A 16015-nucleotide genomic window follows, 5' to 3' on the forward strand; every position below is an offset into this window, starting at 1 on the left:
GCCGCCAGGGGGTGGGTGCGTTGGACGCCTCGTGCAGGTGGGGATCGCACACGCCGTCGGGTGGGGGTCGGCCACGCCGCCAGGGGGTGGGTGCGTTGGACGCCTCGTGCGGGTGGGGATGGGGCACGGGGTCGGCGGTCGTGTGCCATGACAGGCCTCGGCGGGTGGGGATCGCACACGCCGCGAGGGGGTGGGTGCGTTGGATGCCCGGTGGGGGTGGGGATCGCACACGCCGCCGAGTGGGGGTCGTCCACGCGGGGTCAGGTGGGCGGGGTCAGCGCGGGCGGCGCGGGTAGTACCGCGGGGCCAGCTCGACCTGCATCCGCACGCCGGTGGAGTGCCACAGCTCCGGCCCCTCCTCGGCGGTGTGCGGCAGGAACCCGCGGTACCACAGCGAGATGTCGGCGCCGTCCAGCGAGGCGCCGTCGTTGTAGCCCAGGTCCACGAGCGCGGGCAGTCGCCACGTCCCCTGCTCGCGGCTGTCGACGACCCGACCCGACACCACGTTGGTCGCGTACAGCTCCTCGGGCACGACCTGTCCCGGCACGTTCCACGACCCGTCGTCGAACGCCAGGTGCACGGTGTCGCCGGTCACCGTGTCCGTGACGGCCCACTCGTGGCCCACAGCGGAATCGGCCGGCGCGTCGAACTCGGTGTCCAGCACCTCCAGCTCACCCGAGGGCAGCCGGCGGGTGATGACGTCGTCGGCGGGCCCCGCCAGGTCCACGTCGAACCGCCAGAAGGGGTAGTGCACGTGGTCGAACTCGCACTGAAGGCCCTTGGCGAACGTGTGCGCGTCCAGCTGCCCGTCGGCGGACAGGTACCAGCTCTGGTACAGCACGTAGTTGCCGAGGGTGTCGAGGATGCCGAACTCCAGCCAGGACTGCCCGAGCTGCTCGAACTCCCGGATCACGACCTCGGCGTCGTCGGCCCAGTACACCGGGGTCAGCCCGCCGGTCAGGCCCAGCCGGTCGACGAACGGACCGCAGGTGTCCTCTGGCTGGGTCCCCGGTGGATGGTCGTAGAAGACCGTCATCGCCGGCATGCTCACCCGGTCGAACACGGGGATGCCCTCGTAGGTGACCGAGGACAACGAGATGCCGTCGTCGCGGCCGCTGAGGTCGAAGTCCAGCGACCACCCGTGCCAGTCACGGTGTCCGCGGTACTCCGTGGCCTCCCCCGCGCTGCGCCGGGGTGACGGGGTGGCCCCCGTGCCGTCCTGCGGCGGTGCCTCGACCCGCGACCTGACCACCTCCCCGGCGGTCAGGTCCACCCACGCCACGAGCTCCGGACGCGAGTCGACGTCGACGTGGAAGCTCGTGTAGGCCATGCGGGTGGGGTAGGGCCGCCCGTCGGGCTCGAGCGCGTGGATCGTGTAGCCCTCCAGCACCTCGACCCGATCGTGACCGGCCGCCCGCCAGTGGTCGCGGGACACCTCGACCGCCCGCGCACGCTCGTCGGCGGTCATCGGCGGCTGCCACTCCCCGGCCGGGATCGACTCCACCGAGACGACCCTTCCGTCGGCCACGGTTGCCAGCACCGACGCCGCGGGCTCGTGGCCGTACAGCGTCACCACGCTGGCGTCGGGCAGCGCACCCTTGTCACCGACACGCTCGACGCCGACCACCTCGACCCGTTCGCCGGCGGCGTCACGCACGTCCGGATCGGCCAGCGCGAGCCCGACCGCACCGTCGGAGGTGACCTCGGCGCGGACCGTGGCGGGGGTGGCCGGATCACCCGGGACGGCTCGCACGTGGGTGGCGTCGCGTGGCTGGGGTGGGAAGCCGGCGGACCGGTCGGTGAACCGGCTGTGCTCGTCGTGGCGACCGGGGGTCGGGGGGTCCGCAGCCGTCGCCAGCCCCGCCGCCACGACCAGCGCCGTGACCAGCGCCGTGACCAGCACAACGGTGGACAACCGGCGCCGTGTCCGGGGACGGAACATCGGGGGCATCGGGTGCCTTCCTGGTGGTGGCGCGGGCGGCGCCCAGCCTACGACGAACGGCGCGGGGACGAACCGATGACAGCCTGGTGAAGTGCGATGCGCACACGCCCCTGCGTGCGATACGTTTCCGCCTCCACATCGCCGCTGAGAGGGAGCGCGAAGATGCTAACCAGTGGGCAGGTAGTCGCGTTCATCCTGTTCGACATCGCGGTCATCCTGATCGCCGCCCGGTTGTGCGGCCTCGCCGCCAAGAAGGTCGGGCAACCGGCGGTCGTGGGCGAGATCATCGCCGGTGTCCTCCTCGGGCCGAGCCTGCTCGGCCCGACGTTGTTCGGGCTCGACTCGCCACCCGAGTTCCTGGCGTGCGGGGTGTCGTTGACCAACGCGGCAGGTGCGGCCATCGAGCCGGCCTCGATCACGAGCTGCCTGTTCCCGCCGCAGGCCCGGGCGGTCCTCAACGGGATCGGCCAGCTGGCCCTGCTGCTGTTCATGTTCCTCGTGGGACTCGAGCTGGACTTCCGGCTGCTGAAGGGCAAGGCGGCCCAGATCGCCACGGTCGCCGTCGGGGTGGTTGCCATCCCGATCGTCGTCGGCTTCCTGATCAGCCCGATCCTGTACAACGAGACCTTCGTCTTCGACGTCGACACGGTCTCGAGCACCGGCTTCGCCCTCTTCATCGGCGCGTTCATCTCCATCACGGCGCTGCCGGTCATGGCACGGATCCTGCAGGAGAAGGGCCTGTCGGCCAGCCCCCTGGCGGCGGTCGGGGTTGCCGCTGCTGCCGTGGTCACCGTGCTGATGTTCATGCTCGTGGCCGTCGCCGCGGGGGTCTCGGCCGGCACGTCGACCGGCACGCTGGGCACGAAGCTCGGCCTGGCCGTGCTGTACCTCGTCCTGATGATGGTCGTCGTCCGGCCCCTGCTGGAGCGCTACGTCGGCGAGCCCTACGAGGCGCGCGCCCAGAAGATCGGCCTGATCAACGCCAAGAAGACGTGGTCGGGCGTGGACGAGTTCGCGCCGGCAGGTGCCGGTGAAGCCCTCTCCCACGGCATGTTCGCCTGGATCCTCATCCTCGTGTTCACGTCCGGGTGGGTCGCCCACATCCTCGGGATCAACGTCATCGTGGGCGGCTTCATGGCCGGGCTGGTCCTGCCGGTCCGCCAGGGACTGATCCGCGACATGACGGTGGAGCTGTTCGACACCGTCGCGGTCATCCTGCTGCCGATCTTCCTGGCCTTCGCCGGGCTCAACGCCGACTTCACGAAGCTCAGCGTCGACGCCATCCCCGGGCTGCTGGTGTTCGTGCTTGCCTGCATCGTGGCGAAGTGGGGCGGTGCGGCGGCCCTCGGCAAGGTGGCGGGGCTGTCGGGCCGGGACAGCAACCTCCTCGGGATCCTCATGAACTGCAGGGGCCTCCTGCCGCTCGTGGTGGGCCTGGTCGGCCTGCAGGGACAGGTGATCAGCCCGGTCATGAACGTGGCCGCGGTCACCATGGCCCTGATCACCACCGCGATGACCGGTCCGCTGTTCGACCGCTTCAACCGCGTGCCGTCCGAGGAGGTCGCGGTCTGACATGACGACCCCCTCGCTCGGTTTCGTCACCGGTTTGTCCGTCCCGGGACCCCACCCGCGTTCTATGTTTCGACAGGTCTCCCTCGAGGGGCGACACAACGGCTGGAGAGAGGCACCTTCCCATGGTCGACGGTAGCGAGACGATCACGTTCAACCCACAGAGCGGCCAGCCCGTCCAGGGCGGCGGCGCAGGCGGCGGTGACCTGACCGACCAGATGATCGCCACCGACTGGTGGACCGATCAGATGCTGGCCGACGCGGGCATCCCGATCTACGACGTGCCGTTCGTCACCGTCGGTGGCGGGATCGGGTCGTTCGTGATGGCGGACTACCTGCGCATCGCCGGTGTCCCGCTGGAGAACATCAAGGTCCTCACCAACATCGACCGGCCGTACCAGACCTACCAGTTCCTCTGCAAGAACTCCCAGATCCCGTCGCAGGAGCGGCTGCGGTCGGACTCCGCGGCCACGCCCGACAACATCTGGGGGTTCCCCGGATACGCCATCCGCGAGGGCTGGAAGGACAAGAACCTGCGGCCGTGGATCAACGTCTTCACCGAACCGGTGATCGATGACTTCTACACCCCGCGTGCCGGTGACGTGTTCTCCTCCATGGACCGCGAGGCCGCACGGATCCGCTGGCAGGGCATGCTCGCCAAGGGCCAGGTCCGCATGGTCCGCCGCCGGCAGGAGGGCGGCTACTTCACCATCCTCACCCCGCCGACGGGCACCACCCGCACCAAGCGCATCGCCTACCGCAGTCACTTCGTGCACCTCTCTGTCGGCTACCCCGGCCTGCGGTACCTGCGCGACCTGCAGGCGTACCGCGAGACCTACGAGGACTACCGGACCGTCGTCAACGCCTACGAGCCGCACGAACACGTCTACGAGGACCTCAAGCGTCGACCCGGCGTCGTCATGATCCGTGGTGCCGGCATCGTCGCCAGCCGCATCCTCCAGCGCTTGGTCGACGACCGCGACTACCACGGTGCGCAGACGACGATCATGCACCTGTTCCGCACCTACCGGACCCAGCCGAAGATCGACAAGAAGTGGGGCGGCGGCAAGCAGGAGGTCCGCCACGGGTGGGCCTACCAGGGCTTCAACGTCACCAAGGCCTCGTGGGGCGGCCAGCACCGCTTCAAGCTGCTGGAGCTGGAGGGGCAGGAGCGCAAGGACTTCATCGACTACATCGGTGGCGGCGCCCACACGCCCCGTCGCAAGGACTGGCGCGAGCAGATCGACCGGGGCCTGCAGCAGGGCTTCTATCGCCAGCACGTCGGCACCGTCGACAAGGTCGTGCCCGGCCCCGACGGCGAGTCGGTGGTCTCCACGGTCAAGGGGCAGGACGGGTCGGTCACCGACATCGCGGTGCGCTACATCATCGACTGCACCGGCCTTGTCGGGTCGCCCCGTGACCACCGCGTCCTGGCCGACCTGCTCGACCACGGCGGCGCCGGGGAGAACGTGATCGGCCGGCTGGACTGCGAGCCGAACTTCGAGATCAGGGGCACCCGGTCGGGCGCCGGGAAGATGTACGCCGGTGGGGCGTCCACCGCCGGTTCCTACTACGGCGGCGTCGACTCCTTCCTCGGGTTGCAGTACACCGCCCAGCAGATCTACCTGGACCTCCAGAAGCAGGGCTTCTGCTCGAGGATCGGTCCGGGACGCAGCTTCTCGCAATGGCTCAAGTGGGCCCGGAACAAGACCATCTAGGAGGGGGACGACCATGACTCCGACCATCAGCGGCCGCATCCAGAGCAAGCTGTTCCTGCTGCTCGTCATCGGCCCGATCTGGAACGCGTTCCTGGTGCTGTTCTTCGACGGCGGCTGGCTGGACAACTGGTGGGCCACCATCCAGGTCCTGCTGTGGACCGCCGGCCTCGGCATCCTCTGGGAGCTGCTGTGGCACGCACTGCAGCAGACCCGCTGGGAGAAGGACTGGCCCATCATGTTCGGGTTGCTGCAGTTCATCCCCGAGGGGGTGCTCGTGTTCTTCGTCGTGTCCTCCAGCTTTCTCGGCCTGATCGCCGGCAGCGGCATGGGGGGCGGTGACAGCGGCGTGGGTACCGGGCCGTTCCTCTGGTCGTTCATCACGACCGTCCTGGTCACGTGGACCTGGATCAACGGGCCGCACAGGATCTTCTTCATCAGGTGGCGCTTCGAGGGTGGCCGCTTTGTGTAGGGTCGCGGCCATCGTCCGGACCGCCGCGGCGCGTTCGGGCACGACGTCGAGGGAGCAGTGATGAGTCTTATCGCCGGATATCAGACGATGGAGGCGCTGGGCGGGGGCAGCCATGGCCAGGTCCACAAGGCGATGCCACCAGAACGCCTCGGGCTGGGCGGTGCCGAACCCGTGGCGCTCAAGGTCTTCGACCGTGCCACCGACCACGCCGAGTTCGAGCGCGTGGTCGAGGAGGTCAAGGTCTACGCCGCCGCCGCGTCGGGATGCGAGCAGCTCGCACCCATGTACGACGTCGGCCGTCACGGCGAACGCCTGTACCTCGCCATGGCCTTCTACCCGATGGGATCCCTCGCCAGCCGCCGCGGTGAGATGAACCCCATCGACGTCGTGAAGGTCATGGCCGACGCCGCCCGCGGCGCCCACGCCCTCCACGAGGCCGGGATGGTCCACCGCGAGATCAAGCCTGCCAACGTCTTCCTCACCGGACAGAGCACCGGCGTGCTGGCCGACCTCGGCCTGGCCCACGTGGTCTCGCCGGGGCAGACCGTGACCGGACTCGGCGTGTCCTCGCTGGCCACCATGGAGCCGGGGCTGGTCCGGGGCGAGACCTCGGCACGTGCATCCGACATCTGGTCGCTCGGTGCCACGCTGCACTGGGGGCTGACCGGACACGGCGTGTTCGCCAACCTGCCCGAGTCCAACCTGATCGCCGCGCTGCGGCACATCATGACGGCCACCCCCGACGTGCAGGGCGACGGCCTGCCCGAACCGGTGCAGGCGATACTCCGACGTTGCCTGGCCGCCGACCGGATGGAGCGGTACGGCACCGCCCAGGAACTGGCGGATGACCTCGACGAGGTGGAAGGACTGGTCAACGCATGAGCGACGAAGGCGTGCACGTCATCATCCGGCAGGGCAACGGCATCGTGGCCCGCTACGGCGCGGGGGTCATGGCCATCCTCCCCGGGGGCAGCGACGGTGTGCAGCAGGACCTGCTGGACGCCATGCGCGAGGCCTGCGAGGGCCAGGACCTGCCGGGCCGCCAGATGGCCCGGCGGCTGGTCGGCATCCTCAGCCAGGCCGAGCCCGACGACGTCCCTCCCTTCGGTGCCTGTGCACCGAACGAACGAGGGTGGGCGGTCATCCTCCACCAGGGGGTTGCCCTCGAGGTCGACCAGGACGGCGGGCGCACGCGGCTGTCGGGGTTCGACGCCTCCACGTGGGTCGACCGGATCATCGACGGCAGCTTCGCCTCGATGACCCTGCTGCCCGACGGTGAGGAGGTCGGCGAGGTCGACAGCCGGTTCCGCTTCCAGGGTGGGCTGGTGCCCGGCAGCGGCGCCACGCTGCTGCTGGACGGGGCGGAGATGGCGCGGCCCACCGTCGGGGCCCGTGCGGACTCGCCGGACGCCCAGCCCGCGGCGCAGCCCGCAGCCCAAGCGGCACCGGCACCGGCTCCGGCCCCTGCACCGGTCCAGCCGATGGCCGCGCCCGTGCAGCAGCCCGCGCCGGTGCAGCAGCCCGCGCCGGTGCAGCAGCCCGCCCCCGTACAGCCCGTTGCCGCGCAGCCCCCGGCTCCCGCACCTGCGCCGGCCCAACCGGCCATGCAGGCACCCACGCCGGCACCGGAACCGGCACCGGCACCCGCCCCCGTGCCCGACGGCATGCCCGCCGACGACGAACCTCCCACGCTCATCCAGGCCCCCAACCGGGACGCGGACATGGAACCCTCCGCCGAGCAGCAGGAGCTGCCGGAGGAGGACGTGCCGTTCGAGAGCGTGTCCCTGATGGACATCGGGGCCGAGGCCAAGCGCGAGCCGCTGCCCGTGCTCAGCGCCGAGACGCCGAAGGAGGAGGTCGAGGACGACGGCGCGCCGCTGGTCCTCGGCGTGCTCTCCCCGGCCGGCTACTTCAACCACCCCGACGCCCTGTTCTGTGCGGTCACCGGCGTCTCCATGCTGCACCGCACCCACGTGCTCGTGCAGCGGCCCCGGCCGCCGCTCGGAGTGGTCGTCGCCGACGACGGGTCGACCTTCACGCTCAACAGCGACTACGTTGTCGGCCGCGAACCCGAGCGCGACCCGAAGGTCGAGGCCGACCAGGCCCGGCCGCTGAAGCTGCAGGACGCCGAGCGGTCCCTGTCGCGGGTGCACGCCGAGATCACGCTGGTCGACTGGGACGTCTTCGTCGTCGACCGTGGGTCGGCCAACGGCACCTACGTGCTGCCGCGCAACGGGCAGCAGTGGAAGCGGCTCGTTGCCGACACGCCGGAGAAGATCGCCCCGGGCACGCGCATCGCGTTCGGCAAGCGGGTGATGACCTTCGAGTCTCACCACCAGATCAACCAGGCCGCGTCCTGACCAACCGGGTCCCGGCCGCAAATGAGGGAAGGACGCCGCGATGGCTGACTTGTTCGAGAGTGCGACCGGGATCCTGGACGAGGCGCTGCGACACGCCAACGTCAGCGAGGACACCGTCGAGCGGCTGCGCCACCCGCGCAGCGCGCTCGCCGTCTCCATCCCGGTCCGGATGGACGACGGGTCGCTGAAGACCTTCCAGGGCTTCCGCGTCCGCTACAACGACGTGCGCGGCCCGGCGAAGGGCGGCATCCGCTTCCACCCGCAGGTCTCGCTGGACGAGGTCCAGACCCTGGCGTTCTGGATGACGATCAAGTGTGCGGTCGTCGACCTGCCCTACGGCGGTGGCAAGGGTGGCGTGATCGTCAACCCCAAGGAGATGTCGACCGCCGAGCTCGAACGGCTCAGCCGGGGCTACATCGACGGGGTGCACGACGCCATCGGTCCCGACATCGACATCCCCGCCCCCGACGTCTACACCAACGCCATGATCATGGGCTGGATGATGGACCAGTACTCCATCATCGAGCGCGGCAGGACGCCCGCCGTCATCACCGGCAAGCCGCTCGCGCTCGGTGGGTCCCTCGGTCGTGACACCGCAACCGCCGACGGGGGGTTCTTCGTCACCCAGGCGCTGCGCAGCAAGGTCTTCGACAGCGACCCGCCGACGGCCGCGGTCCAGGGCTTCGGCAACGCGGGCATGACCATGGCCGAGCTGCTGCACGCCGCGGGCTACAAGGTCGTGGCGGTCAGCGACTCCCAGGGCGGCATCCACAAGCCCGACGGCCTGCACATCCCGTCGGTGGCCAAGACCAAGCGCGAGTCGAGGGCACTGAAGGGCGTGTACTGCGAGGGCACTGTCTGCGAGGTCGTCGAGCACGACCTCATCACCAACGACGAGCTCCTGGCCCTCGACGTCGACCTGCTCGTGCCGGCGGCACTCGAGAACGCCATCACCGTCGACAACGTCGACTCGGTCAAGGCGAAGATGATCGTGGAGCTGGCCAACGGCCCCATCACCCCCGACGCCGACCAGATCCTGCACGACAAGGGGATCGTGGTGGTCCCCGACGTCCTGGCCAACGCCGGGGGCGTCACCGTGTCGTACTACGAGTGGGTCCAGAACCGCCAGGGCTACGCCTGGACGGCGGAGAAGGTCCGCAGCCGCCTCGAGGAGCGCATGGTCACCGAGGCCGAACGCCTCTGGGGCTTCGCGGAGGAGAAGGGCGTGTCGTTGCGCATCGCGGCCTACGCGCAGGCGCTGGAGCGCATCGGCGGAGCGGTCGACGCCACGGGACACAAGGCCGACTACGCCCCGCTCGGGAACCGCTGAGGCCACGCCATCGGACGGACCTCGTGCGCTGCCCAGCGCACGAGGTTCTTTCGTGTGGCGAACAACCCACGAGGAAATCGGATGTTCGGGAGTCACAGGTATCGGGGAGTGTCGTTGTAGCTCCCGAAGACACCACCGCACTCCCGCGGTGTGACCGGAACGAAAGGCTCTCCGATGCGCATCCTCGCCGCCGACCTGACCCGACACGGCAGCGGAGACGTGCTGGGTGGCCGGCTTCCGTCGGACCCTGCGCGACGTCCGGCTGCGGCGTCGACGTTGCTCGACAGGGCCGTCACCCGGTGGGCCGTGGGCGCGATGCGTGACGCGCTGGAGGCGACCGTCGAACGGATGCTGGCCGAGCAGACCGCGGTCGAGCCGCTGGACATGCGACTGCACATCTCGGCGCGGACCATCACCGTCGAGGTCGGTCGGGCGCTCGCCGACCTGCCGATCCCACAGACGGCACCCACGACCCACGCGGCCGCCTGAGCCACGGGCCAACAACCCGGTCGGTGCAGGAGATCGCCGGGTCGGTGACGAACCACCCACCCGATGACCACCTTTCGCGCCCGCCTGCTCGGCAGCTTCGCCGCCCTCCTGTTCGCCCTCGTCACGGGGCCGGTGACCGCCACCGCCGGGCCGCTGATCGGCACGATCGGTCCGGCGTGGTTCGGGACCAGCAACACCAACCTGGACCTCAACATTCCGATCAACTCCGGCACGGCCGGGGCGCGCGTGGTGGGCGAGCAGCTGTTCGTCACCGACCAGAACGGCCTGACCGTCTACGACATCAGCAACCCGTCGCTGCCGATCCCGCAGGGGTTCGTCCCGATCCCGCAGCAGTACTACTTCACCGAGGAGGACGTCCCCTCCAACGGTGAGATCGCCCTCGTCGGCCAGTTCGGCGACCTGACCCCGTCGATCCAGCTGAACGTCGTCGACGTCTCCCTGGACGACAACCCGGGCGGCCAGCCCACCGTCATCGGCACCCTCCCCGGGATGGACGAGCACACCTTCGAGTGCGCCCGCGACTGCACCTACGCCTACGGCTCGGCCGGCTCGATCATCGACCTGACCGACCCCACCGCGCCCGAGGACATCGGCGACTGGACCGACGCCGTCCGCGCTCGGGGTCACTCCTTCGGCAGGTCCACCCACGACGTGACCGAGGTCGTACCCGGCATCCTGCTGACCTCCTCCAACCCGATGTTCCTGCTGGACGTCCGCACCACCCCCGAGGCCCCCGAGGTCATCGGCGTCGGCAGCTTCACCGACAACCGCTTCATCCACGCCAACCTGTGGCCCTACCACGGTGACCTGCCCGACAACCCGGCCGACCCCAACGCCGAGGGATGGGAGCCGGACTGGGACGCCTTCGACCGGTTCGTGCTGGTCGGCGGCGAGACGGCTCCCCTGCCGTTCGCCTGCGATCAGGGCGACGGGGCGTTCATGACCATGGAGTGGGAGCGCACCGACACCGACCCCGTGCCCGACGGGCAGGCGGACTTCGTCGAGATGACCTTCGACCCGGCCAACGGGATCGGGGACGAGTACCGGCCCGATCCCGGCACCTTCGTCGACGGCGGATCCGCCTACAGCCAGTACTGCACCCACTGGTTCACCACCCAGCCCGGCGGGTTCCACGACGGCGGCCTCCTGGCGATGGGCTGGTACGAGTACGGCGTCCGGTTCCTCGAGGTCGAGGAGGACGGACGGATCACCGAGACCGGCTGGCTGATCCCCGCCGGCGGCTCGACCTCCGCCGCCTACTGGGTCGACGACGACACGGTGCTGACCGCGGACTACCAGCGCGGTGTCGACGTGCTGAGCTACGACGACGAGGTGGACCCCGACGACACCGAGATGGTGACGATGCCGGGCGTCCGCTTCGAACGCGCCATCATCCAGCGGCCGACCGTCCTCGAGGACTGGTACACCGGCTTCGGCTGCCCCCTCCCCAGCTGAGGGGGAGTGGGTTCAGCCGAACGCGAACTGCTCGGTGAGGATCCGCTCCTCGAGGTTGTGGTCGGCATCGAAGACGAGCTCGACGTGGGAGTCGGGGTCCTCGCGGATCTCCACGTCGGTCACGTTGCGGGCCTCGTTGTGGTCGGCGACCGCGCTGACCGGCCGCTTCCACCGCTCGTTGACCTCGACCCGGATCTTGACCGACGACGGCAGCAGGGCCCCTCGCCAGCGACGCGGGCGGAAGGCGCTGATCGGCGTCAGCGCCAGCAGCGGTGAGCCGATCGGGATGATCGGCCCGTGCGCGGACAGGTTGTAGGCCGTCGACCCCGCGGCGGTGGACACGATGATCCCGTCGCAGATCAGCTCCTCCATGCGCTCCCGGTCGTTGATGAACAGCCGCAGCTTCGCGGCCTGCCGCTCCTGGCGGAGCATCGACACCTCGTTGAAGGCCACCGCGTCCAGGCGGTTGCCGCCGTCGGAGTTGGCTGTCATCCGCAGCGGGCGCAGGATCTGGTGCTGCCCGCGGGCCAACCGGTGGGGCAGGTCCTCGGCCTCGTAGGTGTTCATCAGGAAGCCGATGGTCCCGCGGTTCATCCCGAAGATCGGCGTCTGGAGCGCCATGTACCGGTGCATCGACTCGAGCATGAACCCGTCGCCGCCGAGGGCGACGATGACCTCGGCCTCGTCGGGGGGCACGTTGCCGTAGCGGTCGACCAGCTCGGTCCTGGCCTCCTGGGCCGACTTCGCGCCGGACGCCACGAACGCGATGGCCTCGGGGACGGCCGGAGGGCGATCGGGATCGGGATCGATCGACGCGTGCTGGGGTCCGGTCGGGTAGGCCACGTTGCCAAGCCTGCCAGATCCGTCCCGCCGATGAGGGACCCGGACCCCGAGGGAGTAGATTCAGCCGTACACACCGTGACATCGACCGCTCGGCAACCGCGCCGGCATGGGGGTTCCAGGATGGACACCGACGAGCTGCCGTCGGCCGCGTTCGGCCTGCTGGCCATCGCGCTGTCGGCCGGCGCCGCACTCGGCGTGCTCCGTCCGGGCCCCGAGGGGATGGCCGACAACGTCCCGATCCTGGCCTTCGCCGGGCTGATCGCGGGAGTCGTCGGCCTCTACGTCGGCAAGACGCGGGGCTTCGGTCGCCAGCTGGCAACGGTCGGGGCGGCCGCAGGGCTGCTGGCCATCCTGCTGTTCGGCGGATCGATCGCCGTCGACGCCATCCTCAGCACCGCCTGAGTGTCCTATCCCGGGCCGGAGTTGCCGCAGAACGCCTCGGCGCACAGCTCCAGCCGCTGCCAGGTGCCCTTGTCGGCGATGTCGTCCAGGGTGTGGCGGACGTGGAGCAGCCCGGCTGCGCGATCGTGGACGTAGCCGACGTCGGTCGCGGCGGCGAGTGATCCCACGGCCGGGACCTCCTGCCACCGCCCCCAGCCGTCGTAGACGTGGGCCTCGGCGTGCGGCCACGGGATCGTCAGGTCGAGATGGCCCTCGACGATGCCGGCGATGATGACCTCGAGGTGGTCCGACGTGGGAGCACCCGTGCGCAGCCGGTAGGCCCGATCGACGAGCAGGTCGCCGTGGCCGCGCTCGGGTTCGTCGTCGGTGTCCAGCGCACCCTCGACCCCGTCGGACCGTGACAACCAGGCCCCTCCCAACGAGCGGCCGTGCAGGTCACGGACGAGGGTCCAGGTCCGCTCGTACTCGGCGGGACAGGCATGGGCGCGGAGGTCCTCGCGCCAGGTGCACGCCGCGTCGCGCATCAGCGGGTGGTCGGAGGCCAGCAGCGCCGGCGCCCCCGAGATCGACCCGTCCACGTCGCGTACGGCAGCCGACCGATCGTCGACCGATCCGTCGTCGTCGGGTGGCTGCACGACGCGCAGCGGATGGGCGTTGACGAACCGTGCGCCGACGACCGACGACACCTGGTTGTTGTTGTGGGCGATGAACTCCATCGCGGCGCTGGGGTGCTGCCACGGATGGTCGCGTTCGGCGAAGTTGACGAACGTCACGTCCTCGATGCGCGAGGCGGAGTGGTAGAAGCCCACGCCGGTCTGGCGCCACGTGCGGTCCCCCGCGTTGGAGGTGGCGCCGACCACGACGGAGTCACGCAGCACCGAGTCCAGCCCGAGGAAGGCGATGTCGTTCTCGGCGAACACCGCACCCTGGGTCTCGACGCCCTCCGACCACATGCCGAAGCTGCCGTTCTTCCACGCGACGGTGCCCTCCATGACCGCCGGGGTCGGCGGTTCGTAGTCCTCCACGAACACCCCGATGCCCCGCTTCCAGCCGGTCCCGCGTGAGGTGTGGGCGACGTTGTCACGGAACGTGCCGAAGGGAAGGTGGCGGATGTCCATGTCCACACCGGTGCTGAGCCCCGTGGGAGCCTCGGGCAGGTCGTACCAGAAGCCATGCCCGTCGGAGCCCGCGGCGGCGTTGTCCACCAGGTGGTTGGCCGGGTTGGTCACCCAGAACGTGGCCGGGGTGTCGTCGGATTCCAGGATCCGACGCCCGTCCTCGGGTCGGCGGGTCGAGAGGCCCAGGTTGCACCACAGGGCGTTGCCGACCTCCACACCGTCCTCGAAGAAGTAGCAGTGCCCCTGGGTCTCGTAGCCGACGGTGTCGCGCACCTCGACGTGGTTGCTGCCGTGGATCGTCAGGCACCGGTTGAAGGAGTGGTGGATCGACGCGCCGCGGACGTAGCTGCCCGAGGCGCTGCCCATCATGTGGAAGTGGATGGGGTAGCGCGCGAGGCGTCCGGACTGGCCGAGGCCGACGAACTCCGCGCCGGAGACGTGCAGGACCGATCCGCTGAAGACCATCACGTGGCCGCCCTGTCCGGTGGATCCGGCCTCGTCGGCGGAGCGGATCCGGACGTTGCGGGACAGGTTGCCGACTTCGGCGTGCTGGGCGATCGAGGCGCCGGCGAGCTCGTCGGTCTGGCCCCAGTGAGTGAACGACAGCGGACGGTCCAGCTCGACCGTGCGACCGTCGACGCCGACGACCGTGCGTTCCTCGGCCTCGTCGGGGTCCAGGCCGGTGGCCGCGACGACCACACGGTCACCGACGGCCCACCCGGGGGTGTCCTGCAGCTCCAGCCGGGTGGAGCCGGCGACCGCGGTGCGGGCCAGCCGTGTCCATGGGTGCGCAGGGGCCTGTCCGTGGATGTCCAGCGTGCCGCCCTGCACGGCGATGGGACCGAAGCCGGCCCCGGCGATCTCGTCGCCCTGGCGGGGATGGAGGACCACGTCGACGCGACGGGTGAGCGGGGCGGCCTCCGTGCCGATGGCAAGCCGACCCTCGACCACGATCCAGTCGACCTCGATCGTCATGTCGACGTCCGCGACGGCCAACGTCCCGTCGACCTGGATGCCGCGCAGCACGGGGGGCTGGACGTCCAGCAGGACGGCCCGGTCGGCCGGGATGGTGACGGTGTCGCCGGCAGCGGGGACTCGTCCACCCCACGTCGCCGGGTCGGACCACGGCAGCGCGCCCTCGATCGGCGGTGCGGTGTTGCGAGCAGGGACCGCCGGCGGCATGTCGATGCCATCGATGTCCGACGCGGGCGGCGGGATGGCCTCGCCGGCGGGGACGTGGCCGGTCCGTATCGACTCCTCCACCTCCTCCGACAGCGCGGCGGTGCCGCCGACGAGGTGCGCGGTCGAGGCGACGCCTCGCTGGCCGTTCACGAACGAGGCGGTCTGGGGGGAGTGGCGCAGGGACGAGGGGTCGCTCAGCAGCAGGACGCCACCGGCACGTGCGACGGCGGGGCCGGCCACGAGCGCGTCCGGCCAGCTGCGGCCCGACGCGACCCACACCGAGGGGGTGTAGCCGTGCTCGTCGAGCTGTCGACGTGCGACCGCGATGGCGGTGTCGTACCGCGAGTCGCCGGCCACCCGGTCGACGTCACCCTCGACGAGGGCGTCCGCCGTGGCCTGCACCGAAGCGGACACCGCAGCGGTCCCGCCGATCACCGTCAGGCTGCGCACGCCGCTGGCGGTGATGGCCTCGGCTGTCGCGGCGGGCAGCTCGTCGGTGGTGGTCAGGAAGATCGGCACCCCGAGCTCGGCGGCCCAGGCGGACGCCGACAGGGTGTCCGGCCAGCCGCGCTGTGGGTCGGCGTTGGCGCCCTCGACCAGCAGCCCATGGACGGCGCCGGTGGTCGACGCGACCTCGATGGCCACCTCGGCGAGCGTTGACCAGCCGTCGTCGGCACGGATGCGTCGGACGGAGGCGATGCCGGCGTCCAGGGCCTGACCGGCCACGGTGGCCGACAGCTCGCCCACGAGGATCGCGGTGCGGGACCCCAGCCGCTGGATCTCCTCCCCAGCGGCTGCGTCGAGGGCGTCGATGCCGGTCAGCAGGACCGGCGCGTCGAGCGCGGCAGCCAGTGGGGCGGCGGCCAGGGCGTCGGCGTAGTCGTCGGCGCGGGCCAGCACGACCGTGTCGCTGCCGTCGCCGTTGACCGCGCGGGACACCTCCACGGCGGTGTGGGTGCGTGATGGGCCGGCGTGGCGGACCACCTCCAGCGGGCGGTCCTGGGCGATGGCTGGCGCAGCCGTCAGGAGCAGGGCCAGGACGAGCCCGATCAGGGGCAGCGTCGACCACCTCCCCAAGCGGCGTGCAGGGTCGTGTGTCGTCGTCACACCGGTGATA

12 protein-coding genes are annotated in these 16015 nt (G+C 70.5%); 9 read left to right on the top strand and 3 right to left on the bottom strand.

Features of this window, described 5'->3' with window-relative positions:
• Positions 1 to 274 precede the first annotated feature (274 nt).
• Positions 275 to 1951: a hypothetical protein gene (locus tag CUC05_RS22040; protein ID WP_108668305.1), complete on the bottom strand. Its 1677-nt coding sequence runs from the start codon at positions 1949 to 1951 to the stop codon at positions 275 to 277.
• A 153-nt stretch (positions 1952 to 2104) separates the two neighbouring features.
• On the opposite strand from CUC05_RS22040, the gene CUC05_RS22045 reads away from it, so the two are divergent.
• The 8 genes from CUC05_RS22045 to CUC05_RS22080 all read left to right on the top strand — a co-directional run bounded on the left by CUC05_RS22045 (position 2105) and on the right by CUC05_RS22080 (position 11353).
• Positions 2105 to 3514, top strand: a complete 1410-nt coding sequence (locus CUC05_RS22045) for a cation:proton antiporter (RefSeq protein WP_170128086.1) — start codon at positions 2105 to 2107, stop codon at positions 3512 to 3514.
• 122 nt (positions 3515 to 3636) lie between these two features.
• Entirely contained in the window at positions 3637 to 5229 is a 1593-nt protein-coding gene (locus CUC05_RS22050) for a hypothetical protein (RefSeq protein ID WP_108668307.1), read from the top strand.
• Positions 5230 to 5242: 13 nt separating this feature from the next.
• Positions 5243 to 5698 carry a hypothetical protein gene (locus CUC05_RS22055; protein ID WP_108668308.1) on the top strand — a complete coding sequence of 152 codons (456 nt, stop codon included), beginning with the start codon at positions 5243 to 5245 and terminating at the stop codon, positions 5696 to 5698.
• A gap of 60 nt (positions 5699 to 5758) precedes the next feature.
• Positions 5759 to 6580 (top strand): serine/threonine-protein kinase, encoded by an 822-nt coding sequence (locus CUC05_RS22060; protein WP_108668309.1) that lies wholly within the window; start codon positions 5759 to 5761, stop codon positions 6578 to 6580.
• Positions 6577 to 8058, top strand: coding sequence for an FHA domain-containing protein (locus CUC05_RS22065; protein WP_108668310.1), 1482 nt, complete (start codon positions 6577 to 6579; stop codon positions 8056 to 8058). Before CUC05_RS22060 ends, CUC05_RS22065 begins: the two co-directional genes overlap by 4 nt.
• 40 nt (positions 8059 to 8098) lie before the next feature.
• Positions 8099 to 9388 carry a Glu/Leu/Phe/Val family dehydrogenase gene (locus CUC05_RS22070; protein WP_108668311.1) on the top strand — a complete coding sequence of 430 codons (1290 nt, stop codon included), beginning with the start codon at positions 8099 to 8101 and terminating at the stop codon, positions 9386 to 9388.
• Positions 9389 to 9562: 174 nt separating this feature from the next.
• Positions 9563 to 9877 carry a hypothetical protein gene (locus tag CUC05_RS22075; RefSeq protein ID WP_108668312.1) on the top strand — a complete coding sequence of 105 codons (315 nt, stop codon included), beginning with the start codon at positions 9563 to 9565 and terminating at the stop codon, positions 9875 to 9877.
• Between the two features lie 63 nt (positions 9878 to 9940).
• Positions 9941 to 11353, top strand: coding sequence for an LVIVD repeat-containing protein (locus CUC05_RS22080; protein ID WP_108668313.1), 1413 nt, complete (start codon positions 9941 to 9943; stop codon positions 11351 to 11353).
• A gap of 12 nt (positions 11354 to 11365) precedes the next feature.
• Here CUC05_RS22080 and CUC05_RS22085 read toward each other — a convergent pair whose 3' ends face one another.
• Complete coding sequence (locus CUC05_RS22085) at positions 11366 to 12163, bottom strand: NAD kinase (protein WP_108668357.1); 798 nt, start codon at positions 12161 to 12163, stop codon at positions 11366 to 11368.
• Between the two features lie 153 nt (positions 12164 to 12316).
• Between CUC05_RS22085 and CUC05_RS22090 the strand changes: the two genes are divergently transcribed.
• Complete coding sequence (locus CUC05_RS22090; RefSeq protein ID WP_108668314.1) at positions 12317 to 12598, top strand: hypothetical protein; 282 nt, start codon at positions 12317 to 12319, stop codon at positions 12596 to 12598.
• Between the two features lie 5 nt (positions 12599 to 12603).
• On the opposite strand, the gene CUC05_RS22095 is transcribed toward CUC05_RS22090, so the two are convergent.
• Positions 12604 to 15975, bottom strand: a complete 3372-nt coding sequence (locus CUC05_RS22095; RefSeq protein ID WP_157965879.1) for a cell wall-binding repeat-containing protein — start codon at positions 15973 to 15975, stop codon at positions 12604 to 12606.
• Between the last annotated feature and the right edge of the window lie 40 nt (positions 15976 to 16015).

This window comes from Euzebya rosea (genome assembly GCF_003073135.1).
Classification (GTDB): Bacteria; Actinomycetota; Nitriliruptoria; order Euzebyales; family Euzebyaceae; genus Euzebya; species Euzebya rosea.